At 50.3% G+C, this 22,443-nt stretch carries 19 protein-coding genes and 1 tRNA gene; 19 read left to right on the forward strand and 1 reads right to left on the reverse strand.

The window, feature by feature from the left end; all coding sequences use genetic code 11:
* Positions 1-80 precede the first annotated feature (80 nt).
* Positions 81-152: transfer RNA gene (locus tag ACLU9Q_RS12890), tRNA-Gln, on the forward strand.
* Positions 153-177: 25 nt separating this feature from the next.
* Here ACLU9Q_RS12890 and ACLU9Q_RS12895 read toward each other — a convergent pair.
* A complete protein-coding gene (locus ACLU9Q_RS12895; protein ID WP_296830868.1) occupies positions 178-1,263 on the reverse strand; it encodes an acyltransferase in 1,086 nt (361 codons plus the stop codon).
* 292 nt (positions 1,264-1,555) lie between these two features.
* On the opposite strand from ACLU9Q_RS12895, the gene ACLU9Q_RS12900 reads away from it, so the two are divergent.
* The 18 genes from ACLU9Q_RS12900 to lysS form a co-directional block, all read left to right on the forward strand.
* Positions 1,556-3,178, forward strand: coding sequence for a VWA-like domain-containing protein (locus tag ACLU9Q_RS12900; RefSeq protein WP_296833897.1), 1,623 nt, complete (start codon positions 1,556-1,558; stop codon positions 3,176-3,178).
* Positions 3,175-4,689 carry an AAA family ATPase gene (locus ACLU9Q_RS12905; RefSeq protein WP_296833894.1) on the forward strand — a complete coding sequence of 505 codons (1,515 nt, stop codon included), beginning with the start codon at positions 3,175-3,177 and terminating at the stop codon, positions 4,687-4,689. The genes ACLU9Q_RS12900 and ACLU9Q_RS12905 overlap by 4 nt, the downstream gene beginning before the upstream one ends.
* 174 nt (positions 4,690-4,863) lie before the next feature.
* Positions 4,864-5,583, forward strand: coding sequence for an acyl-[acyl-carrier-protein] thioesterase (locus ACLU9Q_RS12910; RefSeq protein ID WP_296833893.1), 720 nt, complete (start codon positions 4,864-4,866; stop codon positions 5,581-5,583).
* A 38-nt stretch (positions 5,584-5,621) separates the two neighbouring features.
* Positions 5,622-6,458, forward strand: coding sequence for a S1 RNA-binding domain-containing protein (locus tag ACLU9Q_RS12915; protein ID WP_296833890.1), 837 nt, complete (start codon positions 5,622-5,624; stop codon positions 6,456-6,458).
* A gap of 22 nt (positions 6,459-6,480) precedes the next feature.
* The gene (locus ACLU9Q_RS12920) at positions 6,481-6,855 is read left to right on the forward strand and encodes a RidA family protein (protein WP_296833887.1); all 375 of its coding nucleotides are present in this window, start codon (positions 6,481-6,483) and stop codon (positions 6,853-6,855) included.
* A gap of 122 nt (positions 6,856-6,977) precedes the next feature.
* Positions 6,978-7,211 carry a hypothetical protein gene (locus tag ACLU9Q_RS12925; RefSeq protein ID WP_006861554.1) on the forward strand — a complete coding sequence of 78 codons (234 nt, stop codon included), beginning with the start codon at positions 6,978-6,980 and terminating at the stop codon, positions 7,209-7,211.
* 123 nt (positions 7,212-7,334) lie between these two features.
* Positions 7,335-10,787 carry a DNA polymerase III subunit alpha gene (locus ACLU9Q_RS12930; protein ID WP_296833876.1) on the forward strand — a complete coding sequence of 1,151 codons (3,453 nt, stop codon included), beginning with the start codon at positions 7,335-7,337 and terminating at the stop codon, positions 10,785-10,787.
* A 67-nt stretch (positions 10,788-10,854) separates the two neighbouring features.
* Positions 10,855-11,829, forward strand: coding sequence for a 6-phosphofructokinase (pfkA, locus tag ACLU9Q_RS12935; protein ID WP_296833873.1), 975 nt, complete (start codon positions 10,855-10,857; stop codon positions 11,827-11,829).
* A 2-nt stretch (positions 11,830-11,831) separates the two neighbouring features.
* Positions 11,832-12,650, forward strand: coding sequence for a TrmH family RNA methyltransferase (locus ACLU9Q_RS12940; protein WP_296833870.1), 819 nt, complete (start codon positions 11,832-11,834; stop codon positions 12,648-12,650).
* Between the two features lie 144 nt (positions 12,651-12,794).
* Complete coding sequence (locus tag ACLU9Q_RS12945; RefSeq protein WP_296833867.1) at positions 12,795-14,195, forward strand: cell wall hydrolase; 1,401 nt, start codon at positions 12,795-12,797, stop codon at positions 14,193-14,195.
* A gap of 412 nt (positions 14,196-14,607) precedes the next feature.
* Positions 14,608-15,048: an NfeD family protein gene (locus tag ACLU9Q_RS12950; RefSeq protein ID WP_296833864.1), complete on the forward strand. Its 441-nt coding sequence runs from the start codon at positions 14,608-14,610 to the stop codon at positions 15,046-15,048.
* A complete protein-coding gene (locus tag ACLU9Q_RS12955; protein WP_412625381.1) occupies positions 15,045-15,968 on the forward strand; it encodes an SPFH domain-containing protein in 924 nt (307 codons plus the stop codon). Before ACLU9Q_RS12950 ends, ACLU9Q_RS12955 begins: the two co-directional genes overlap by 4 nt.
* Before the next feature lie 24 nt (positions 15,969-15,992).
* Complete coding sequence (gene argF / locus ACLU9Q_RS12960; protein ID WP_412625382.1) at positions 15,993-17,897, forward strand: ornithine carbamoyltransferase; 1,905 nt, start codon at positions 15,993-15,995, stop codon at positions 17,895-17,897.
* A gap of 8 nt (positions 17,898-17,905) precedes the next feature.
* Positions 17,906-18,886, forward strand: a complete 981-nt coding sequence (locus ACLU9Q_RS12965; protein ID WP_412625383.1) for a biotin--[acetyl-CoA-carboxylase] ligase — start codon at positions 17,906-17,908, stop codon at positions 18,884-18,886.
* A gap of 16 nt (positions 18,887-18,902) precedes the next feature.
* On the forward strand, positions 18,903-19,232 hold the full coding sequence (locus ACLU9Q_RS12970) for a DUF6145 family protein (protein WP_296833850.1): 330 nt from the start codon (positions 18,903-18,905) through the stop codon (positions 19,230-19,232).
* On the forward strand, positions 19,229-20,188 hold the full coding sequence (gene dusB, locus ACLU9Q_RS12975) for a tRNA dihydrouridine synthase DusB (RefSeq protein WP_296833847.1): 960 nt from the start codon (positions 19,229-19,231) through the stop codon (positions 20,186-20,188). The genes ACLU9Q_RS12970 and dusB overlap by 4 nt, the downstream gene beginning before the upstream one ends.
* 213 nt (positions 20,189-20,401) lie before the next feature.
* Positions 20,402-20,881 carry a transcription elongation factor GreA gene (gene greA, locus ACLU9Q_RS12980; protein WP_296833844.1) on the forward strand — a complete coding sequence of 160 codons (480 nt, stop codon included), beginning with the start codon at positions 20,402-20,404 and terminating at the stop codon, positions 20,879-20,881.
* Between the two features lie 32 nt (positions 20,882-20,913).
* On the forward strand, positions 20,914-22,443 hold a 1,530-nt coding region (gene lysS / locus ACLU9Q_RS12985), incomplete at its 3' end, for a lysine--tRNA ligase (RefSeq protein ID WP_412625384.1).

Consider the following 22,443-nt stretch of genomic DNA (forward strand, 5'->3'; position numbering starts at 1 on the left):
GTTGAAAAAAATTAAAAAAAATGAAAAAAAGGGCTTGCTTTTTTTGATAAGCTGTTCTATAATACATCGTGTTGTGACATTGGGCTATCGCCAAACGGTAAGGCAACGGACTCTGACTCCGTCATTTCAAGGTTCGAATCCTTGTAGCCCAGCTAAGAGATACTCAGATGAGTATCTCTATTTTTTTATCTTCTCATCAATTTTATCAGCGGCAGAATCCAGTGCCCGTGTATAGCGTTTTTCCAGAATATGAATCCTTGCCAGTTCAATAACGGTACATCCAATGAATACAGCAGCGATCACCAGCAGCGAATATGGAATCAATATGTTGTTTTCTGCATAGGAGGCATTTTTAAATAACGTTTTCCACAGAAAAGGACGGATATATTTATTATCATGTATCAGATATACTCCAAAAGTTGCCGAGGAAATCGTGTTGATAACCGGCTTGTATCCGATATCTGTTTTTAAAAAACCGATAAACAGCATAGCTGCTATTAAAAAAATCGGGAATTTTCGCATACCGTATAAAATTGTTGCATTTTTATAGAAGAATTCAATTTTTGTTCCCAGGAAATCGGAGACAACTGCAGACAAAAATGTCAGTAATGTAACAGCAATGGACATCCATATGTATGTGCTGCCCTTTATGTTGGTTTGGGGCTTGAATAATCTTATATATCCTGCAAAAGCATACAAAAATACAAACCACAGTAAGTCATTGCTTTGGTTAGCCTGTGCAGTAAGCGTCGGTATGATACACCAGCAGAATCCTAGCAGCAGCAGAAAATGCTGATACTGTTTTTTATTCAATGAATGCAGCAATCTATTGATATACGGAGATAAAAGATAAAGAATAAAATAGGTGCTCGCGAACCACCATTGCGAATACGTGATGGGGAAGCAGACCTTGATTAATTTTTTTATCCCAAAGGTTTCAGCTCCGCATAACGAAAAGACAATAAAGATACCGGCGGAATACGTGAATATCTGCAGCCACAGCTTTAAAACTTTATTCGTTTTCAGCGATTTGGCGGATACAAGAAAATATCCGGATATGAGCATAAAGATATTAACACCGATTTTTCCGCCAATGAGAAGAAATTGTACCCAAAACCGGGTGGCCGTAATTGTATCGCTTGAAAATTTAAAACCGCCGTGGAAAGCAAAATGATGAGCAATGATCATGATCATGGCAACAATACGCAATAACTCAATATTAGATTGGCGCGGGGCTTTGGCTGTCAGATTTTCGGTCTGCATTACATTTTGACTCCTTTTTCAAGAATTTTTGCTGTGCTTTTCTATTATGATTTTATTAGTTCCTGTTCACGCCAGCCTCAAACACCTGTTGTTTGAAGCGTGAGAACGTGATGCAAGTGTGAGCAAATCCCATTCGCGAAGCGAATTTTAAATGGATTTGCGAAGGTTACTGCGAACGGAGTGAACAGTAACTTTTATTATGCACGGTTTTTCGCATGCTGTCAAATAGATTGTCAATCCGGCAGATATTTGTTACAATAATGGGCAGGAAAACAGAATTTGTCGGGAGCCAATGATGGAGGAATGGAAGAAAAAGTTTCTGGAGACAAAACAGCCGCCGCAGAAATTGAAAATTGCATTGGAATATTTTGATAAGTCCGAAGGGGAATGGAAGGAACGTCTGGGCTTTTATCTGCGTCAGAGGATCCGGCCTGCTGCCAGTGTTCTGATCAGCGAGAATGCTGCAGATAAATTGCGGAACCTCCTTGCCACAGGATGGATGACGGAAACGATCATAGATGAAATGATTGCAAAAGCAGGAAAAGAACACCGGACAGAAATAACAGCCGTTCTTCTTGAGCAAAAGCGCTGCAGCGATGCAGATAAAAAGAAAGAAAGCAGTCCAAAAGAAACCTTTGAGAATATAGGAGATATTCAAAATAAAGAGGAACGGATCTGCAAAAGAATCTGGGATCTGACCATATTGTCACTGAGCGGAAAATATCCTTTTTTCCGTCCGTATTTGTGTGGGCTTGAATTCAGGAAAAGCAAAGACGTTCATCTGTACAAAAGGGAGAATACGGTTTATTTCAATCCCGGTTTTTTGATTGAAAAATTCTGTATTTCCATGGATGAGACAGAGCATTTACTTCTGCATATGATGATGCATGACCTGTTCCTTCATACGATAACGGCGTCCATGCCGGATAAGCGTCTGTGGAATCTTGCCTGTGACATGGCAGTAAAGCGTTTGACGCAAAAAATAAATGGCACACAGCCTAAGCTTCCTACAATCCGGGAACATGATACCATACGTCAGGAAGACCAGGATGAAATACGCCCGGAACTTATTTACCGGGTACTGCTTCAAAATTCTCTTTCGGAAGAAACATTAAGAGAAATGGAAGCACAGTATCAGGTGGATGACCACCGATACTGGAATTTATCGGATAAGAAGAAAACAGCAAAAGATGTGAGACAATACTGGGATCGAATTTCAAAAACCGGCAGAGCCGGATCCGGCGGAGGCCTCCGTAAATCCGGTGGAAAATCAGACAGTGATCTGGAAGCGCTGCATATCCATAAGGGCGGAAGGGCAGATTTTCGCCGTTTTCTGCGCCGGTTTGCCGAGACAGGAGAAGAAATGCAGATGGATATGGAAGAAATCGATTATATTCCTTATCTGTTTGGATTGGAACATTACGGCAATATGCTGCTTGTAGAGCATCCGGAATACAGTGAGGTGAGGAAGCTTCAGGAGCTTGTGATTGCAATTGATACATCAGGCTCCTGCAAGACGGATACCGTACGCCGTTTTATGGAGGAAGTTTACAGTATATTCCGTGACGGGGAGAATTTTTTTCGTAAAATGAATGTATATATCCTGCAGTGTGATCTGATGGTGCAGGACGCGGTGCACATTAGCTGTGAAAAGGAATGGAAAGAATATATGGCTCATCTGGTGATACATGGAAGAGGTGATACGGATTTTCAGCCTGTTTTTCGTTATGTGGAAGAGCTTCGCAGGGAGAAGAAACTGAAAAATCTGAAATGTCTGATGTATTTTACAGACGGAGACGGTATTTACCCCACAGAAAAAACAGATTATCAGACGGCATTTATTTTTTATCATAAAAAAAGCGGGTATCAGAAAGCGCCTGCATGGGCACAGAAGTTTGATCTGGAGGAGCTATGAATATTAAGGAAGCAAAAGAAGAGATCAAAAATACAGTAAAGGCATATCTGAGAAAAGATGATGTGGGAAATTACAGGATACCGACGGTCAGGCAGAGACCGATCCTGCTGATAGGACCGCCTGGGATCGGAAAGACGGCAATTGTAAATCAGGCTGCAAATGAGCTTGGCATCGGTTTTGTAGCTTATACAATGACGCATCATACGAGGCAGAGCGCAGTGGGGCTCCCCGTTCTTATAAAAAAAGAGTATGAGGGGGAAACCTTTACAGCAACAGAATATACGATGAGCGAGATTATTTCGTCCGTGTATGAGTGCATGGAACGATCCGGATGCAGGGAAGGACTTCTTTTTATTGATGAGATCAACTGCGTATCGGAGACTTTAATCCCGACCATGCTTCAGTTTTTGCAAAATAAGACCTTTGGGGCGCACAGAGTGCCGAAGGGCTGGGTGATCATAGCAGCGGGAAATCCGCAGGAATATAATCATACGGCAAGAGAATTTGATATTGTCACGCTGGACCGCGTCCGCATGATGGACATCAAAGAAGACTACGAGGTATGGAAGGAATATGCATATGGACACAACGTTCATCCGGCTATTCTTTCGTGGCTGAATATGCATCCGGACAGGTTTTATTATGTGAAGGATACCGGAGCGGAGAAACATTTTGTCACAGCAAGAGGATGGGAAGATTTATCTGTGATTCTTCAAAGCTATGAAGAAATGGGGATCGAGGATGCGTACAAAGTAATTCCGGAATATATCCGGGATCCCGCAATTGCAGGAGATTTTTCTTCCTATTATGTGCTGTACAGGAAATATCTGCAGGATTACAGGATCATGGAAATTTTGCAGGGAAGCTGCAGCGAGACAAAGCTTCAGAAATTGGCATGTCTGGCAGCAAAAGGAAATGCAGATGAGCGCCTGGCGGTAACTGGAATGATCGTTGACGGCTGGAACACATATTTTGAAACATATAAAAGAAAGAGTCTTATCGTACGTCATTTGAGTGATGCGCTGGAACAGTGGGAACATACGGAAGAAGGATTTCATGAATGGATGGAACAGCGGGAGAAAGCGTTTCTGGTCAAAAGCCAGGCAGAGCTTGTCGCAGAGGAAGAATTAACGGAAGAAAAATTTGTACAGCATGTGATACGTTCCTGTGATCAGAAAATACGGGAGATACGATGCAGGAAGAAAGAAGAGATGACAGAAATACTGAAAAGTTTTTGGATAGCAGAGAAGGAAAAATTGTCCGTATGTGTGCAGGAGGTATCAGCGGCTCTGGACAGGGGATTTTCCTTTGCGGAACAGGCATTTGGCGAAGGAATGGAATTGACGCTCCTTACATCGGATCTGCTGCAGAATCCATCAGCGGCAGAGTTTATAAGCAAATACGGATGTGACCGCTATTTTGCCCATAGTGATGTGCTTTTTCTGGAAAAGGAGCGGAGAGAAATTCTTGATCAGGCGGCAAGGCTGCGGGCCGTAAGGGACGATCCGTAAGTTAGGTTGCTGTGAACGACGTGAACAGTAAGTTGGACAAAAACGCGAGAATGTTCCCTTGCACATTGTGAAATTGTGTGATAAACTGGATGCGTTTACAGCTGATATGGAGTATAAAGAGTTGCTGAAGCAGCTCTTTTTTTACACCTGCATATTACAGAAGGGATGATTTGCATGAGTTATCAATACCGCAGCCGTATCCGCTACAGCGAGATCGGCGAGGATAAGAAGCTTACGCTGCCCGGTCTGGTGAACTACTTCCAGGACTGCAGCACGTTTCAGTCAGAGGAGCTTGGCGTGGGACTGGACAGGCTTGGCGAGCGGCGCCGGGCATGGCTTCTGGCATCCTGGAAGATCGTCATTGACAGGCTGCCGCAGCTTGGGGAAGAGATTATTACAGAAACGTGGCCGTATGATTTTAAAGGATTTTTCGGCAACCGTAATTTCCGGATGCTGGATGGTGAGGGAAAGACACTGGCGAGCGCGGATTCCGTGTGGATTTATCTGAATGTGGAGAGCGGGCATCCGTGCCGGGTTGACAAGGATGTTCTGGCGGCGTATGAGATGGAAGAGGCGCTGCCGCTGGGAGCGTTTTCGCGCAAGATTTCCGTACCGGAGGAGAGCACGGAGAAGGACAGCTTTCCGGTGATGCGCAGTCATCTGGACACCAATCATCACGTGAATAATGGGCAGTATATTCTGATGGCAGAGGAGTATCTGCCGGAAAATTTTGAAGTAAAGCAGATTCGTGTGGAATACCGCAAGGCTGCTGTTCTGCACGACATTATCGTGCCGTTTGTGCACACAGAGCCGCAGCGCTGTACGGTGAGCCTTTGCGGAAGTGATGAAAAACCATTTGCGGTCGTGGAATTTTCTGCGGAAGCGCTTCAATGAGGGGATCAGAGCAAAAGTATCAGGGCAGGGAGAGGATTATGCTGGAGTTAGGAAAGAAACAGAAATTAACGATTCTGAAAAAGGCAGATTTCGGGGTTTATCTTGGAGAAAAGGAAAACCCGCAGGAGCGTGTGCTGCTCCCGAAAAAAGAGGTTCCGTCGGATGCCGGGATCGGAGCCGAGCTGGAGGTCTTTTTATATAAGGATTCCAAAGACCGTCTGATCGCAACAAGAAGGGAACCGGCGCTGACAGTTGGAGAGGTTGCCGTTTTGAAGGTGGCGCAGGTTGCGTCCATCGGCGCGTTTCTCGACTGGGGACTGGAAAAGGATCTTCTGCTTCCGTTCAGGCAGCAGACGGCAAAGGTGCGCGCCGGGCAGGAATGCCTGGTTGCGCTTTATATCGATAAGAGCAGTCGCCTTTGCGCAACCATGAACGTTTATCCGTACCTTCGTACCGATTCTTCCTATAAGAAGGATGACCACGTTACCGGAACCATTTACCAGATCAGCGAGGAATTCGGCGTATTTGTGGCGGTGGACAACCGCTATTCCGGCTTGATTCCCAGAAAAGAGGCGGCGGGGCGTTTCTTTATCGGCGATACGATCCAGGCGCGTGTCACGGAAGTGAAAGAGGATGGAAAGCTGAATCTTTCGGCGCGTGAAAAAGCATATCTGCAGATGGACGAAGACGCCGAAAACATTATGAAAGTGATCGAAGAATTTGACGGCGTGCTTCCGTTTGGCGATAAAGCGTCGCCGGAGGTGATCAAACGCGAGCTCGGACTGAGCAAAAACGCCTTTAAGCGCGGCGTCGGCAGGCTTTTAAAAGAGGGGCGCGTGGAAATCACGGAGCGTTCGATCCGAAAAATAAAATAAACTTATCAAGGAGGAAACAGCGATGAAACAGGTAATCAGCACAGAAAAGGCACCGGCGGCAATCGGACCGTATTCCCAGGCGATCGAGGTGAACGGGATGGTATACACCTCCGGCGTGATCCCGGTAGATCCGGCCACCGGTGAAATCCCGGCGGGCGTGGAGGCACAGGCAAGACAGGCGTTTTCAAATCTTGCAAACCTGCTGGAAGCGGCGGGGACTTCCATGGCGCAGGCGGTAAAAACAACGGTATTTATCAAGGAAATGAATGATTTTGGCAGAATCAATGAGATTTATGCGGAGTATTTTACAAAGCCGTATCCGGCGCGCTCCTGTGTGGAAGTTGCACGACTTCCGAAAGATGTTCTGCTGGAAATTGAGGTAATTGCACTGAAGTAAAAACAGCGCTCTCCCGAATCACTTGTAAAAAAGGGAGAATCTTCCGGAACCCCTTGTAAATACGCAATTTGTGGGGTATGATAAAAAAGTAACAAACAAGAGGGAAAGGAAGGAGTAAACGTATGAAAGTACAGAATATTACCGATATCAATAGATTTTTTGAAGTGATCGACAGCTGCAAGGGTAAGGTCGAGCTGGTAACGGGTGAGGGCGACAGACTGAACCTCAAATCCAAGCTCTGCCAGTACGTTTCCCTGGCAAACATCTTCTCCAACGGAGAGATTCCGGAGCTGGAGATTCTGGCATACGAGCCGGAGGACATCGAAAAGCTGATCTCCTATATGATGAACAGCTAAGATTTACTATTCACTGTGAATAGTAATTTCAAAAAAGAGATGAAAAGACCGCTGTAAAATGGTATACTATGGGTATATTATTTTACGGCGGTTTTTTGCTGCAATGCATTCGGAGGTACAAACGTGAATTTTACGCATTTACATGTCCATACGGAGTACAGCCTCCTGGACGGTTCGAATAAAATAAAAGAATATGTGGCGCGGGTGAAGGAGCTTGGCATGAACAGCGCGGCGATCACCGACCACGGCGCAATGTACGGCGTGATCGACTTTTACCGGGCGGCGCGCGCGGAGGGTATCAAGCCAATCCTCGGGTGCGAGGTGTACGTTGCGCCAAATTCCCGGTTTGACCGTGAGAATACCGGCGGTGAGGACCGTTACTATCATCTGGTGCTGCTGGCGGAAAACAACGTCGGCTATGCCAATCTGATCAAGATCGTCTCGGCGGGCTTTGTGGAGGGTTACTATTACAAACCGCGTGTCGATAAGGAAATTCTGCAGCAGTACCACGAGGGCATCATTGCGCTGAGCGCCTGCCTTGCGGGGGAAATACCGCGTTATCTGGTGCGCGGCATGTACGACGAGGGCAAAAAGATCGCGCTGCAGTACCAGGAGATTTTCGGCAAGGGCAATTTCTTCCTGGAACTGCAGGATCATGGGATCGCCAACCAGCAGATCGTCAACCAGCAGCTTCTGCGCATGAGCGCGGAGACCGGCATTGAGCTGGTGGCGACGAACGACGTGCATTACACGCTGGCGTCTGACGCCGAGGCGCACGACATTCTGCTCTGCATCCAGACCGGCAAGAAGCTGCAGGACGAGGATCGTATGCGCTACGAGGGCGGACAGTATTATGTGAAATCGCCGGAGCAGATGGCGCAGCTTTTTCCGTATGCGCTGCAGGCGCTGGAAAATACGCAGAAGATTGCCGATCGCTGCAACGTGGAGATCGAGTTCGGCGTCACAAAGCTGCCGCACTTTGATGTGCCGGAGGGTTACACGGCGTGGGAATATCTCAATAAGCTCTGCTTCGATGGGCTTGCGCTGCGCTATCCGCCGGAAAAAGCCGCGGAGCTGAAGGAAAGACTCAATTACGAGCTTGGCATTATCAAGAAGATGGGCTATGTCGATTACTTCCTGATCGTGTGGGATTTCATCCGCTACGCGCGCGACCACGGCATCAGCGTCGGTCCGGGGCGCGGTTCGGCGGCGGGGAGCCTGGTATCCTACACGCTTGGCATCACGAAGCTTGACCCGATCAAATACAACCTGCTGTTTGAACGATTCCTCAACCCGGAGCGCGTTTCCATGCCGGATATTGATATTGATTTTTGCTTTGAACGCAGGCAGGAGGTTATTGACTACGTAGTGCGCAAATACGGCAAGGACCGCGTTGTGCAGATCGTCACCTTCGGTACGCTGGCGGCGCGCGGCGTTATCCGCGACGTCGGGCGCGTTATGGACATCCCCTACTCCGTTGTGGATTCCGTAGCAAAAATGGTGCCGCAGGAATTAAATATCACGCTGGACAAGGCGCTGCAGGAGAACAGCGAGCTGCGCAAAATTTATGAAGAAGATCCGCAGATGCACCGGCTGATCGACATGTCGAAGCGTCTGGAGGGTCTGCCGCGTCACACCTCCATGCACGCGGCGGGCGTCGTGATCTGCCAGAAGGCGGCGGATGAGTACGTGCCGCTCTCGCGCGGAAGCGACGGCTCCATCACCACACAGTTTACCATGACGACGCTGGAGGAGCTTGGGCTTCTGAAGATGGATTTCCTCGGCCTGCGCACGCTGACGGTCATCCAGGACGCCACCAGGCTGGTGGAAAAGGATACCGGAAAAGTGCTGGATATGGATAAGATCGACTATGACGATAAGGATGTACTAAATTCGCTTGGCACAGGAAAGACGGACGGCGTGTTTCAGCTTGAAAGCGGCGGCATGAAGAATTTCATGAAGGAATTGAAGCCGCAGAGCCTGGAGGATATGATCGCCGGAATTTCCCTCTACCGTCCGGGACCGATGGATTTTATTCCGCAGTACATCCGCGGAAAAAACCATCCGGAGACCATCACCTACGACTGCCCGCAGCTTCAGCCGATCCTGGAGCCGACCTACGGCTGTATCGTGTACCAGGAGCAGGTCATGCAGATCGTGCGGGATCTCGCCGGCTACACGCTTGGCAGAAGCGACCTTCTGCGCCGTGCGATGTCGAAGAAGAAGGCGTCCGTCATGGAAAAGGAGCGGCGCAATTTCGTTTACGGAAACGAGGAAGAGGGAGTGCCGGGCTGCATCAAAAACGGCATCTCAGAACAGGTGGCAAATAAGATCTACGACGATATGATCGACTTTGCAAAGTACGCCTTCAATAAATCGCACGCGGCGGCCTATGCGGTCGTTTCCTATCAGACGGCGTGGCTGAAATATTATTATCCGCTGGAATTTATGGCGTCGCTTATGACATCGGTGATCGATAACCCGCCGAAGGTGGCAGCGTATCATCTGACCTGCCGGCAGATGGGAATTGAGATCCTGCCGCCGGACGTCAATCGCGGAGAGAGCGGGTTTTCCGTGGAAAACGGCAAGATCCGTTATGGACTTTCGGCAATCAAGAGCATCGGCAAACCGGTGATCGCCGCGCTTGTGGAGGAGCGCGAGCGAAACGGACAGTATACCTCACTGAAAAATCTTGTCGAGCGCATGTCCAGCAAGGACATCAACAAGCGCACGCTGGAGAGCTTCATCAAGTCGGGGGCGCTCGACAGCCTGGGCGGAACGCGCCAGCAGATGATGATGGTCTACGCGCAGGTGTGCGACGCGGTCAACCAGGAGCGCAAAACGTCGCTCACCGGTCAGATGAACCTTTTCGACTTTATGGGTGAGGAGGAGAAAAAACACTACGAGATTTCCATGCCGAATGTGGGCGAGTATGAAAAAGAACAGTTTCTTGCTTTTGAGAAAGAGGTGCTTGGCTTTTATGTCAGCGGACATCCGCTGGAGGCTTACGAGGAGCTGTGGCGCAAGCGCATTACCAATGTCACGACGGATTTTCAGCCGGATGAGGAGACGGGGATCCCGCTGGTGCAGGATCAGAGCCGCGTGACGGTGGGCGGCATGATCACGGGCAAGACGATCAAATACACAAAGACTAATCAGACGATGGCGTTTTTGTCACTGGAGGATCTGCTCGGAACGGTTGAGGTGGTGGTATTTCCGCGCAGCTACGAGAAAAACCGCGAGCTTTTAAATGTCGACGAAAAAGTATTTATCACCGGAAGAGTTTCCGCGGAGGATGACAAGGCGAGCAAGCTGATCTGCGAGAGTATTACGGCATTCGCAGATATCACGAAAGAGGTGTGGATACAGTTCCCGGATATGGCGAGCTATCAGGCGGGCGAGCAGGAAATGTACCGTATCCTGCGCGGCTCGGACGGGCGGGACCGCGTGGCGATTTACGTGCGCTCCCCGCGTTCCGTCAAAAAGCTGTCTGAAAACTGGGCCGTGAATGCCGACCAGGATCTGCTTGCGGCGCTGGCGGAGAAATTTGGCAGTGAAAACGTAAAAACTATTTGAAAATACACGCAAAATGCATTACACTATGGGCAGAGGCAAATCGTAATTTTCGAAGGAGGGCTTCAAAATGGCAAAAGAGGTAAACACCATCGGCGTACTGACAAGCGGCGGCGACGCTTCCGGCATGAATGCGGCGATCCGTGCGGTAGTCAGAAAAGCGATATATAATGGAAAAAAGGTAAAAGGCATCTACAGAGGCTACAGCGGACTTTTAAATGAAGAGATCCGCGACCTCACGGCGCGCGACGTGTCCGACACGATCTCCCGCGGCGGTACCATCCTCGGAACGGCGCGCTGCTCGGAGTTCCGCACGGAGGAAGGGCAGAAGCTTGGCGCGGAAGTCTGCCGCAAGCATGGCATCGAAGGACTGGTAGTCATTGGCGGCGACGGCTCCTTTGCGGGCGCGCAGAAGCTGGCGTCTCTTGGCATCAACACCATTGGCGTTCCGGGCACCATCGACCTGGATATTGCCTGTACAGAATACACCATCGGCTTCGATACCGCGATCAACACGGCAATGGAAGCGATCGATAAGGTGCGTGACACCTCTACCTCGCATGAGCGCTGCAGCATCATCGAGGTAATGGGCAGACATGCGGGCTATATTGCCCTCTACTGCGGCATTGCGAACGGCGCGGAGGATATTCTTGTGCCGGAAAAATATGATTACGACGAGCAGAAGCTGATCAACAACATTCTGAAAAACAGAAAGCGCGGCAAAAAGCATCATATCATCATCAATGCGGAGGGCATCGGTCATTCGACGTCCATGGCGCGCCGTATCGAGGCGGCGACCGGCGTTGAGACGCGCGCAACCATTCTCGGACACATGCAGCGCGGCGGCAGTCCGACCTGCAAGGATCGCGTGTACGCGTCCATGATGGGCGCATATGCGGTGGATCTGCTCTGCGCGGGCAAGACAAACCGCGTGGTCGGTTATCGTCACGGCGACTTCACTGATTTTGACATCGACGAGGCGCTGGCAATGCAGAAGGATCTTGGGGAATATATGTGGGAAGTGGCATATGCCCTCTCGGTATAATTATGATTAACAGTACGTCAAATAAACAGATAAAAAATCTTGTGCAGCTTCTCACGAAAGCGAAGGCGCGCAGAGAACAGGGGCTTTTTGTGGCGGAAGGCGTTCGGATGTACCGCGAGACGCCGAAGGATCGGCTTGTAAAGACCTACGTATCCGAGAGTTTCTATGAAAAAGAGGAAAACCGCGCTCTTTTAGAGGGAGCGGAGCCGGAGATCGTGACGGACCGCGTTTTTGCATCTACATCCGACACGAAAACGCCGCAGGGGATTCTTTGTGTCATCCGGCAGCGGGAATATACCCTGTCTCAGATGCTGCGCAAAGAAAACCCTATGCTGATGCTTCTGGAGGATATTCAGGATCCGGGAAATCTCGGCACCATTTTCCGTACCGCGGAGGCGGCAGGAGCAGCCGGGATCATTATGAGCAGCGGCACCGCAGATATCTACAATCCAAAGACCATTCGCTCCACCATGGGCTCCATCTACCGTATGCCTTTTCTGTACGTAAAGGATTTTGCGCCGGTGCTGGAGCAGCTTGGCAAACGCGGTATCCGCACCTATGCGGCGCACCTGCAGGGAAGCGGCGAGTACACCGCGCAGGATTACCGGAAGGGCTGCGCCTTTCTGATCGGAAATGAGGGAAAAGGACTTACAAAAGAGCTGGCACAGAGCGCGGATGCCCGCATAAAAATCTCCATGTCCGGGGAAGTGGAGTCCCTAAACGCGGCGGTTTCCGCGGCGGTACTGATGTTTGAGGCAAAAAGGCAGAGAAAAAGAATCGTTTCGGCTCATATGGAAAACAGGGCGCACGGCAGTTTATGATAGCTGCCGTGCATTTTTGTACAATCTTTCTATTGACAAAAATTATTAACTGTTATAAAATGAGTGCGTAATAAAGTTAACAAATTTGTAACAAACGGGCGAAAATGAGGTAAGTTTGCCTGTACATAGGAGGTTTTATTGACTATGAAAAGAAGAATGAAACAGGTTCTCTGCACTACCGTATCCACGCTCACACTTGCAGCAGCAGTGGGCGGCGCGGCATCTGCAGCCACTGTATCGGATAAGTGCGGCGGCAAAAACATTGCTGTTGCAAACGTAGAGACTGACCTTTTGATCCGCGAATCTGCATCCGGGGACAGCAAAGTGATCGGCTTTGTTCCGGGCGCCGCCGGCGTGATCGTGCGCAGCATGGATGCGGATTGGACCTTGGTTGAATCCGGAAATATTTCCGGCTATGTAAAAACGGAGTATCTTGCGTTTGGCGATACGGCGGAACAGTTAAAATCGATCTACGGTGTCCTGGGCGCAGTTGCCAATTACGACGGCGTAAAGGTATTTTCCGATAATGAAAATTTATCCTCTGTCATCGGCACGCTGAATGAGGGCGAGGGCTACGAGGTGCTTGGAAGCACGGCAAACTGGGTAGAGGTAGAGCTTGCGGACGGCAGTATGGGATATGTGGCGGCAGAGGATGTGGAAATGACCACCGTGCTTGACACCGCGATCGCTACAGATGCATATGTGGCACCGGCGCAGACGGAGAGCACACAGAACGCCCCGCAGACTGCACCGGTTCAGACAGAAACCGTTCCGGAAACAGAAAGCTATGCAGACGACAGTTACGCTGCAGCGGAAGATTATACAGAAACGGAAAGCTATGTGGACTATGGTACTGTAAATTATATGGAAACTGAGGCCTATGCAGAGACAGAAAGCTATCCGGAAACAGAAAGCTATGCGGAAGATGTAGATTACGGAACGGTAAACTATGTGGAGACCGAAGGTTACGTGGAAACAGAAGCTTATGTAGAGACAGAAAGCTATGTGGAAACGGAAGATTACAGCACGACAGACTATACAGAAGCGGAAGTGCAGACGGAAGCGTGGAGCGACGAGGGCGCATACGCAGACGATACATATGTAGAAGGCGATGAAGAGACTGGCGTCTGGGACGAAGGCGAGGACGATGGACTTGGCGGAGACGAATACATTGATCCGTCCACTGAGGCCGATGGTTCCACCGATACAAGCTACAGCGCAAGCGACCTGGATCTCCTGGCAGCTCTTATCTACTGTGAGGCAGGCAACCAGAGTGAGGAAGGAAAGATTGCGGTCGGTCAGGTTGTTATGAACCGCGTCAACAGCTCCTCCTTCGCGGACAGTATTTCCGGCGTTATCTATGAAAGCGGGCAGTTCACACCGGCAAGTTCCGGCTGGCTCGACCAGGTAATCGGCAACGCTCCGCAGGACTGCTACGATGCGGCAGCCGCTGCGCTCAACGGTGAGGGCACCGTAGGAGACGCCCTCTACTTCAACGCCGGCAGCGGTCAGGGACAGCAGATCGGAGACCATCAATTTTATTAAACAATGAGTCATGCAAAAATACCGTCATGGACGGATGTGCGTGCTTGCACGCATACATCCATCCATGGCGGTATTTTTATGGGACGAATGTCCCAAACGAAGGAACGAAGTTCCTGAGTGCGCATGACGGAGCAGAGGGAGTCGGTGCTTGCACGCATACATCCATCCATGGCGGTATTTTTATGGGACGAATGTCCCAAACGAAGGAACGAAGTTCCTGAGTGCGCATGACGGAGCAGAGGGAGTCGGTGCTTGCACGCATACATCCATCCATGGCGGTATTTTTATGGGACGAATGTCCCAAACGAAGGAACGAAGTTCCTGAGTGCAATGTCCTCTATTTTTCTGTTTACCTTCCCTCTCCTTTGGTGTATAATAATCCCATAGGCGATACATGGAGAGGAGGATTTCTATGGAACCGATATACTGGCTTATTCTGTTTGCCCTGCTTCTGATTATTGAGGTGATCACGATGGGACTGACGACCATCTGGTTTGCAGGCGGAGCGATTGCCGCGATGGTAGTCTGCATGCTCGGTATAAATGTGTGGGTGCAGTGCGGCGTTTTTCTTGCCGTGTCCTTTATACTGCTGCTTTTCACCAGACCGTTTGCCGTGCGCTGCGTAAACCGCAAGCGTGAGCGGACGAACGCAGACGGGCTGATCGGCCAGATTGCCTGTGTCACAGAAGACATCGACAATCTGAAGAGCGTCGGAAAAGCGCAGGTACGCGGACAGGAATGGACCGCGCGTTCTGCGGATGACAGACACATCATCAGAACAGGCAGCACCGTGCAGATCGCCGCGATAGAAGGCGTAAAACTGATTGTAAAAGAAAAGGAGACAAAAATATGACTATAGGGATTATTCTGGTACTGGTTCTGATCGTGCTTTTGCTTCTGACTTCCTGCGTGAAGGTAGTTCCGCAGGCATATGGATATGTGATTGAGCGTCTGGGAGGCTATCAGACGACCTGGGGTGTTGGCATCCACTTTAAAGTGCCGCTCATTGACCGTGTAGCGCGCAAGGTGCTCTTAAAGGAGCAGGTAGTGGACTTTGCTCCGCAGCCTGTTATCACAAAGGATAACGTAACCATGCGGATCGACACCATCGTGTTCTTCCAGATCACGGATCCGAAGCTGTACGCATACGGCGTGGAGAACCCGATCATGGCGATCGAGAATCTGACGGCTACCACACTGAGAAACATTGTCGGAGAGCTTGAGCTGGACGAAACGCTCACTTCAAGAGATGTCATCAATACGAAAATGCGCGCGGCGCTCGATCTGGCGACTGATCCGTGGGGCATCAAGGTAAACCGTGTTGAGCTGAAGAGCATTATCCCGCCGGCAGCCATCCAGGAGGCGATGGAGAAGCAGATGAAGGCGGAGCGTGAGCGCCGCGAGACGATCCTGGTGGCAGAGGGTGAAAAGAAATCCGCTATCCTGATCGCGGAAGGTAAGAAGCAGTCAATCATTCTGGACGCGGAGGCGGAGAAGCAGGCGGCGATCCTGCGCGCAGAGGCGGCAAAGGAAAAGATGATCCGCGAGGCGGAAGGCCAGGCGGAGGCAATCTTAAAGGTGCAGCAGGCGAATGCCGACGGTATCCGTTTCCTGAAGGAAGCGGGTGCGGATTCCAGCGTGCTTGCACTCAAGAGCTTTGAGGCAATGACGAAGGTGGCGGACGGGCAGGCGACCAAGATCATCATTCCGTCCGAGATGCAGAATATGGCGGGCTTTGTGAAGGCTGCTGCGGAAATTGCAAAGAGTGAATAGGGAAGCAAAGGGATAGAAGCATTTATGCCGAAAATAGATTTAAACCGGGAATACGGGATTGTGCTTGAGGGCGGCGGTGCCAAAGGCGCCTACCAGGTAGGCGCCTGGAAAGCGCTGCGCGAGGCGGGCGTAAAAATTAAGGCAGTTGCGGGCACCTCCGTTGGCGCTCTGAACGGAGCTTTGATCTGTATGGATGATATCGACCGGGCGGAAAAGCTCTGGAAAAATATCAGATATTCCAGTATTATGGACGGTGTGGACGATGATGCAATGCAGGCGCTGTTTGAGGGCAGGCTTCCGCTTTCGGAGATTTTAAAAATCGGGCGGGATATTCTCAAAGACAGAGGAATTGAGATAGAGCCGCTGCGCGAGCTTTTGAAGGAAAATGTGGACACACAGAAGATACGGGAATCGAGGATTGATTTTTATGTGCGGACGGTCTCTGTGACAGACCGCAAGGCCTTGGAAATCCACATGAATGAGGCGGACGAGGAGGACATGGTAAATTATCTGCTCGCCAGCTCCTATATCTCCCCGATCTTCAAGAGCGAAAAGATTGAGGGGAAGCGCTATCTGGACGGCGGCTTTGTGGATAATGTGCCGGTCGGCACGCTGCTGCAGAAAGGCATCAAAAACATCATTGTTATCCGGATTTATGGTATCGGTATTGAGCGTCCGGTATCCATACCGGAAAATGCGAACATTATCACGATCGCGCCGGAGGAGGATCTTGGCAATATTATGGATTTTTCCGCCGTGCGATGCCAGGAAAATATGGAGCGCGGATACCAGGATGCGCTTCGTGTCCTGCGTGAGGGCGATAAAACGCCGGAGCGCCAGGACAGTCTGATAGAGCGTCTTGTGCAGCAGGCGGGCGAGAAGATAGCGGATCTGGGTATTCAGGAAAAGTGGAAACTGAGGAGTGGAAAAAATAAAATGACGGATTTAAAGGGACGTAATTTTTTAACATTGAAGGATTTTACACCGGAGGAAATTTCAAGTCTTCTGGAGCTTTCCGCGGACTTGAAGGAAAAGAAGAAAAAAGGCATTCCGGTGGATGTGCACCGCGGCAAGAATGTTGCGCTGATATTTGAAAAAACAAGCACAAGAACACGCTGCTCCTTTGAGGTGGCAGCGCACGATCTCGGCATGGGCACCACCTATCTCGACCCGAAGAGTTCGCAGATCGGTAAAAAGGAGAGTATCGAGGATACGGCGCGGGTGCTTGGAAGTATGTTTGAGGGCATCGAGTACCGCGGCTATGGGCAGGAAATTGTGGAGGAGCTGGCGCGCTACGCCGGTGTTCCGGTTTGGAACGGTCTGACGAACGAGTACCATCCGACGCAGATGCTTGCGGACATGCTCACTATCCAGGAAAATTTCGGGAAATTAAAGGGCATCAAACTGGTGTATCTTGGAGATGCGCGCTACAATATGGGTAATTCCTACATGATCGCCTGTGCAAAGATGGGTATGGATTTCGTGGCGTGCGCGCCGAAAAAATACTTCCCGGCGCAGGAGCTGGTGGAGGAATGTCAGAAATATGCGGAGGAATCCGGCGCTACCATCACGCTGACGGAGGATGTGATGGAGGGCACAAAGGGCGCGGACGTTATCTGCACGGATGTGTGGGTTTCCATGGGCGAGCCGGACGAGGTCTGGGAGGAGCGCATCCGCGACCTCACGCCTTACAAGGTGACAAAGGAAGTCATGGACAATGGAAGCGAGAATGTTATTTTCCTGCACTGTCTGCCGTCCTTCCACGATCTGAACACCGGGATCGGCAAAGAAATGGGAGAGCGTTTTGGCCTTACGGAGATGGAAGTGACGGACGAGGTGTTCCGCAGCGGACGCTCAAAGGTATTCCAGGAGGCGGAAAACAGAATGCATACCATCAAAGCCGTCATGCTGGCGACGCTTGGAGAATAACGGATATTATGAAGAGTAAGATTTTAAGCGCACTGCGCGCGAAGAAGGATTATGTGTCCGGACAAGAGCTTTGCGGGCAGTTCGGAGTGACGCGGGCTGCCATCTGGAAGGGAATCCAGCAGCTTCGTGAGGAGGGCTACGAGATCGAGGCAGTGCAGAACAAAGGTTATCGTCTGGTGGCGGCGCCCGACACCGTTTCCGGCGCGGAGCTGAGAAGCCGCATGGAGACTGCATGGGCGGGGCAGGAGCTGGTATATCTCGATACCGTGGATTCCACAAATGATTATGTGAAAAAGCTTGCGGAGCAGGGCGCGCCGCACGGCACGCTGGTGGTCGCTGACTATCAGAGCGGCGGCAAGGGGAGGCGCGGAAGGGCATGGATCACGCCGCACGGAACGACGATTGCCATGAGTATTCTGATCCGGCCGCAGATCAGGCCGGAGAAAGCGTCCATGCTGACGCTCGTTGTCGGGATGGCGGCGGCAAAGGCGGTCTGCGAGGTCACCGGGCTGGACGTTCAGATAAAATGGCCGAACGACCTTGTCATTCACGGAAAAAAGCTGTCCGGCACGCTCACGGAGATGAGCGCGGAGATGGAAGGGATCCATTATGTAGTGATTGGTACCGGAATCAACGCTAACATTACGGAATTTCCGGAGGAATTAAAGGGGCTTGCCTCCTCGCTGCAGCTTGAGCTTGGTCATCCGGTCGACCGCGGCGCAATTATCTGTACCTGCATGAAATATTTTGAAGCTTACTATGAAAAATTTATCGGGACGCAGGATATGTCGCTGCTTGTAGGTGAGTATCAGAAGCTGCTTGCCAATATGGACCGGCAGGTGCGCGTGCTCGATCCCGCCGGAGAGTACACCGGCATTGCCAGAGGAATCGATGAATTGGGACAGCTTCTGGTGGAAAAAGAGGATGGGATCCTCACGAAGGTATATGCGGGAGAGGTTTCCGTCCGCGGCATTTACCAGTACTGCTAAAAAGAGGATATAAAGGATGTATGAAGAAAATGTGGTTTTGTGCGCGGCGAGCGCGTACAATGAAAAATATTATCTGAATGAGGATTTTGAAGCGCTTCCCGAACAGGTGAAGGATGAGCTGAAGATTATGTGTGTGCTTTACACGCATGACGTTGGCGGAATCCTTACGCTGGAATTTGACCAGGACGGGGAGCTGCAGTTCCGCACGGAAGCAGCCTCGGATGATTTCTTTTATGACGAGATCGGCAGCGTTTTAAAAATCCGCGAGCTTCAGCGGACAAAGCAGGATCTGCTGGAAGCGCTGGAAATGTATTACAGAGTATTCTTTCTGGAGGAAGATGAATGAGCTTGAAGATAGGAAGCGTGGAGCTTGCAAATCCCTATATTCTTGCTCCGATGGCAGGTGTGACGGACCTGCCTTTTCGTATGCTCTGCAAAGAGATGGGAGCTGGGCTGCTCTGTACGGAGATGGTGAGCGCGAAGGCGATCTCCTTTCACAACAAAAATACGCAAAAGCTGATGGAGACTGCGGAGGACGAGCATCCCGTTTCGCTGCAGCTTTTCGGGAGCGATCCGGATCTGATCTGCGAGGTGGCGCAGCAGATCGAGGAGCAGCCGTTTGACATTCTTGATTTTAATATGGGCTGCCCGGTTCCGAAGGTAGTAAACAACGGCGAAGGTTCGGCTCTGATGAAAAATCCGCCGCTTGCGGAGGAAATTGTGCGGAAAACGGCGAGGGCGATCAAAAAGCCTGTGACGGTGAAGTTCCGCAAGGGCTTTGATGACGATCACATTAATGCTGTGGAATTTGCGAAGCGCATGGAAGCGGCGGGCGCAGCGGCGATCGCCGTGCATGGAAGGACGCGTATGCAGTATTATGCCGGGCATGCCGACTGGGATATTATCCGACAGGTAAAAGAAGCGGTGAAGATTCCCGTGATCGGAAACGGCGACGTGGACAGCCCGGAAAAAGCGCAGAAAATGTTTTCAGAGACGGGCTGCGACGGCATTATGATCGGAAGGGCAGCGCGCGGGAATCCGTGGATATTTCAGGCGCTGAACGCATATGATAAAGAAGGTCTTGTCTTGGAAAAGCCGCAGCCGGCAGAGGTAAAGCGCATGATCCTGCGGCACGCTGCACTGCAGGTTCAGTATAAAGGAGAATACACCGGAATCCGCGAGATGCGCAAGCATGTGGCGTGGTACACTGCGGGCTATCCGCACAGCGCTGCGCTGCGCCGGAGAGTAAACGAAATTAACAGTATCGCGCAGCTGGAGGAATTGCTGGAGTTGTTGGGATAACGCCAGGATCGGTGGAGATCTGACTTGTCAGAATGTGGACAGCTGTGCATCAAACAATCGGACGGTTGCGCATCAAACAATCGGACGGTTGCGCATCAAACAATCGGACGGTTGCGCTTGACAGCGCCGGTTTCATGATATATAATACTTTGAATGTTGCATCAAGGGGAAGACCAGTATTTTTGCAGTATATAAACAGGAAGGTGTAAAGCAATGGAAGGAAAAAAGAACTTATTAACTTATGCGGGGTTAAAGGCATTAGAAGATGAAATGCACGATCTGAAGGTCGTTCGCAGAAAAGAAGTTGCCGGAAAAATCAAGGAGGCGCGGGAGCAGGGAGATTTATCCGAGAATGCGGAGTATGACGCAGCAAAGGACGAGCAGCGCGATATTGAAGCGAGAATTGAGGAGATTGAAAAGATTCTCAAAAACGCTGAGGTAGTTGTGGAGGACGATGTTGATCTGGATAAAATTAATGTCGGCTGCACTGTAAAGCTCTATGATGAAGAATTTGAAGAAGAAATTGAGTACCAGATCGTAGGTTCCACCGAGGCAAACAGTCTTATGGGTAAGATTTCCAACGAATCTCCGGTAGGGAAAGCGCTGATCGGTGCGAGCATCGGACAGGAGATTGAGGTAGAGACACAGGTTGGTATCTGCAAGTACCGCGTACTTGGTATTCAGAGATCATAATCATTATATAGGAAGAAATAGGAGAGGCAAGCATGGCACAGGAGAACAATAAGCAGAAGAATGTACAGGAGGTTGATGAAAATCAGCTTCGCAAGGTGCGCCGCGAAAAGCTGGCAGAGCTGGTAGAGAGCGGTAACAATCCTTTTGAAATTACAAAATTTGATCGTACACATCACAGCCAGGATATCAGGGATCGGTTTGAAGAACTGGAAGGAAAATCTGTTACGCTGGCAGGACGTATGATGTCCAAACGTGTCATGGGAAAAGCTTCTTTCTGTAATATTCAGGATCTGAAGGGGAATATCCAGTCTTATGTGGCGCGCGACAGTGTCGGTGAGGATTCATACAAGGCATTTAAGAAAATGGATATCGGCGATATTGTCGGCATCAAGGGGGAGGTATTTAAGACGAAAACCGGCGAAATTTCCGTTCACGCCTCGGAGATTACGCTGCTCTCCAAGAGCCTGCAGATCCTGCCGGAGAAATTCCATGGGCTTACGAACACAGACCTGCGTTACCGTCAGCGCTATGTGGATCTGATCATGAACCCGGAGGTAAAGGACACGTTCATCAAGCGTTCACGGATTCTTTCTGCTATCCGCAGATATCTGGATGGGCAGGGCTTCATGGAAGTGGAGACGCCAATGCTGGTTGCAAATGCCGGCGGTGCGGCTGCACGCCCGTTTGAGACGCATTTCAATGCGCTGAATGAGGATCTGAAGCTGCGTATTTCACTGGAGCTTTACTTAAAGCGACTGATCGTGGGCGGTCTGGAGAAGGTATACGAAATCGGAAGAGTGTTCCGCAACGAGGGACTTGACACCAGACACAATCCGGAATTTACGCTGATGGAATTGTATCAGGCGTATACTGACTACAACGGCATGATGGATCTGACGGAAAACCTGTACCGTTATGTGGCGCAGGAGGTTCTCGGAACCACGAAAATCGTTTACAATGGCGTGGAAATGGATCTCGGCAAGCCGTTTGAGCGCATCACGATGGTAGATGCGGTTAAGAAATATGCCGGCGTGGATTTTCATGAGATCCATACGCTGGAGGATGCGAGAGCTGCTGCGAAAGCGCACAACGTGGCATATGAGGAGCGTCATAAAAAAGGCGATATTCTGAACCTGTTCTTCGAGGAATTTGCAGAGGAGCACATGATCCAGCCGACCTTTGTGATGGATCATCCGATCGAGATCTCCCCGCTCACGAAAAAGAAGCCGGAGGATCCGGAATATGTAGAGCGTTTCGAATTCTTCATGAATGGCTGGGAGATGGCGAATGCCTACTCTGAGCTGAACGATCCGGTCGACCAGAGAGAGCGCTTCAAAGCGCAGGAGGAAGCTCTGGCAGCGGGCGATGAGGAGGCAAACACCACCGACGAGGACTTCTTAAATGCCCTTGAAATCGGTATGCCGCCCACAGGCGGCATCGGCTTCGGTATTGACCGCATGTGTATGTTACTTACAGATTCACAGGCAATAAGAGATGTTTTGCTGTTTCCGACAATGAAGTCACTGGACGCTGACAAGAAAGCTTCCAAGACTTCCGAAGCA

It is taken from the genome of Marvinbryantia sp., from assembly GCF_047017445.1.
GTDB lineage: Bacteria > Bacillota > Clostridia > Lachnospirales > Lachnospiraceae > Marvinbryantia.

Bases quoted from the DNA above. Each gene is read 5' to 3' on its own strand.
- dusB (WP_296833847.1), top strand. From the start codon at position 19,229: ATGAGCTTGAAGATAGGAAGCGTGGAGCTTGCAAATCCCTATATTCTT.
- ACLU9Q_RS12950 (WP_296833864.1), top strand. From the start codon at position 14,608: ATGGAACCGATATACTGGCTTATTCTGTTTGCCCTGCTTCTGATTATT.
- ACLU9Q_RS12940 (WP_296833870.1), top strand. From the start codon at position 11,832: ATGATTAACAGTACGTCAAATAAACAGATAAAAAATCTTGTGCAGCTT.
- pfkA (WP_296833873.1), top strand. From the start codon at position 10,855: ATGGCAAAAGAGGTAAACACCATCGGCGTACTGACAAGCGGCGGCGAC.
- ACLU9Q_RS12920 (WP_296833887.1), top strand. From the start codon at position 6,481: ATGAAACAGGTAATCAGCACAGAAAAGGCACCGGCGGCAATCGGACCG.
- ACLU9Q_RS12905 (WP_296833894.1), top strand. From the start codon at position 3,175: ATGAATATTAAGGAAGCAAAAGAAGAGATCAAAAATACAGTAAAGGCA.
- ACLU9Q_RS12965 (WP_412625383.1), top strand. From the start codon at position 17,906: ATGAAGAGTAAGATTTTAAGCGCACTGCGCGCGAAGAAGGATTATGTG.
- ACLU9Q_RS12915 (WP_296833890.1), top strand. From the start codon at position 5,622: ATGCTGGAGTTAGGAAAGAAACAGAAATTAACGATTCTGAAAAAGGCA.
- ACLU9Q_RS12970 (WP_296833850.1), top strand. From the start codon at position 18,903: ATGTATGAAGAAAATGTGGTTTTGTGCGCGGCGAGCGCGTACAATGAA.
- ACLU9Q_RS12945 (WP_296833867.1), top strand. From the start codon at position 12,795: ATGAAAAGAAGAATGAAACAGGTTCTCTGCACTACCGTATCCACGCTC.
- greA (WP_296833844.1), top strand. From the start codon at position 20,402: ATGGAAGGAAAAAAGAACTTATTAACTTATGCGGGGTTAAAGGCATTA.
- ACLU9Q_RS12955 (WP_412625381.1), top strand. From the start codon at position 15,045: ATGACTATAGGGATTATTCTGGTACTGGTTCTGATCGTGCTTTTGCTT.
- ACLU9Q_RS12925 (WP_006861554.1), top strand. From the start codon at position 6,978: ATGAAAGTACAGAATATTACCGATATCAATAGATTTTTTGAAGTGATC.
- ACLU9Q_RS12895 (WP_296830868.1), bottom strand. From the start codon at position 1,263: ATGCAGACCGAAAATCTGACAGCCAAAGCCCCGCGCCAATCTAATATT.
- ACLU9Q_RS12900 (WP_296833897.1), top strand. From the start codon at position 1,556: ATGATGGAGGAATGGAAGAAAAAGTTTCTGGAGACAAAACAGCCGCCG.
- ACLU9Q_RS12910 (WP_296833893.1), top strand. From the start codon at position 4,864: ATGAGTTATCAATACCGCAGCCGTATCCGCTACAGCGAGATCGGCGAG.
- argF (WP_412625382.1), top strand. From the start codon at position 15,993: ATGCCGAAAATAGATTTAAACCGGGAATACGGGATTGTGCTTGAGGGC.